Origin of the sequence: Crystallibacter degradans, assembly GCF_012952295.1 — a bacterium.
Classification (GTDB): domain Bacteria; phylum Actinomycetota; class Actinomycetes; order Actinomycetales; family Micrococcaceae; genus Crystallibacter; species Crystallibacter degradans.
Genome location: NZ_JABBCH010000059.1, coordinates 1 through 1,559, shown reverse-complemented (window position 1 = coordinate 1,559; position 1,559 = coordinate 1). Strand labels below are relative to the sequence as shown.

Below are 1,559 nucleotides of genomic sequence, written 5' to 3'. Positions count from 1 at the left end.
CGGTATTTGTCAAGGATTTTGAGGCCAGTAGGAGTTAGGCGGCTGCTTCTTCTTCCGTTTCTGGTTGTTCTGCCGGCCGGTTGATCCAGGCCGCGTTGGGTAGCGCGAGGATCTTGGGGTCGCTGGTTTTGCCGAAGCGAGCCGGGGTGTTGGTCCGTGCCGCGGCTAACGTCGCCGTCCTTTCAGCGGCCTTGTCGGCGGCGAGCCCGTAGTGCACGTCTGCGGCAGTGTGTAGGCCTATCCCGGTATGGCGGTGCTCATGGTTATACCAGTCCACGAAGCTGGCCATGAACTCCCTTGCATCGCCGATCGAGCCGAACCGCTCCGGGAAGACCGGGGCGTATTTGAGCGATTTGAACCACGCCTCCGAGTAAGGATTATCGTTGCTGACCCGGGGCCTCGAATGCGAGCGAGTGACTTCCAGATCCGCCAGCAGCGCGGCGACGGTCTTACTGGTCATCGACGTCCCGCGATCGGAATGGACCACGTGCGGAATGCCATGGATGCCGAAGATCTCCTTCATCATCTCCTCCGCCAGCTGCCCTGATTCATGAGCATGGACGTGGACGCCGACAACGTACCGGGAGTAGATATCGATCATCACGTAGCAATCGAAATACCGGCCTTTCGCCGGGCCTGCGAGCTTGGTGATATCCCATGTGTAGACCTGACCCGGTGCCGTGGCCACCAGTTCCGGTTTCTGCCGTGCCGGGTGCTTGGCTAGGCGGCGGCGCTCCTTGACCTGCCGGTTCTCGGCCAGGAGCCGGTAGAACGTGGAGACCGAGCCCAAGTAGATGCCCTCGTCCAGCAGCCGGGCATAGATCTGCAGCGGGGCCAGATCAACATATTCCCGCGAGTTCACAGTCTCCAGGATCTGTGCACGTTCGGCCTCGGTCAGCTTGTTTGCCGGCACGAAGGGTGCGGATGATATGGGCACCGGAGCAGGCCGGCTGCTGCGGGTGGCGGTGGCGCGGGAGACCCCGGCCAGCCTCGCGGCCGTCCGCGTGGAGAAGCCGGAGGCCGTCAGTTCGCGGTAGGTGCCCATCATCGTTTCTTGTACCAGGGCTGCTGCTCCTCGCTCTCGGAGATGTCCTCCAAGAGCTGCCGTGCTTTTTCCATGATGGTCAACGCGGATTCGGTCTGTGCCAGCTTGCGTTCGCTCACCTCAAGACGCCGGCGTAGACGGGCAATTTCGGCCTGTTCCGCGGTGGGCTTGCCGATTTTCTCGCCGGGCTTCTTCCCCTCAAGAACCCCGGCGTCGCGCAGCCGGCGCCACTCGGTGATCAGAGAGGAATACAAGCCCTGTTCCCGCAGGTAGGCCCCTCCCCGGTTGCTTTCGCAGGCTGCCTCGTAGGCGGTCAGATGATCGAGTTTCTGCGCCGGGGTGAACGACCGCCTCGGGGTCGGACCTCCCGCGCGGGGACCGGGACTGCTCATAGGACTATCTTCCCGCACCGCGGTCAAAGACAAACTGGACATGCTAAATGGATTCCTGATTCTCGCCCTACGTCATCGACTTGCTATGAGTTGCTGGCCTCAAACAACCCTGACACGTAGGG

The 1,559-nt window shown here is 62.1% G+C and carries 1 protein-coding gene; it reads right to left on the bottom strand.

Going from position 1 to position 1,559, the window contains the following annotated elements:
• Positions 1-34: 34 nt before the first annotated feature.
• Positions 35-1,437, bottom strand: a protein-coding gene (locus HGO92_RS23090; protein WP_440915801.1) for an IS3 family transposase whose coding sequence is annotated in 2 segments (ribosomal slippage) — positions 35-1,077 and positions 1,077-1,437 — 1,404 coding nt in all. Because the reading frame shifts where the segments join, the coding sequence is not laid out codon by codon here.
• Positions 1,438-1,559: the final 122 nt, after the last annotated feature.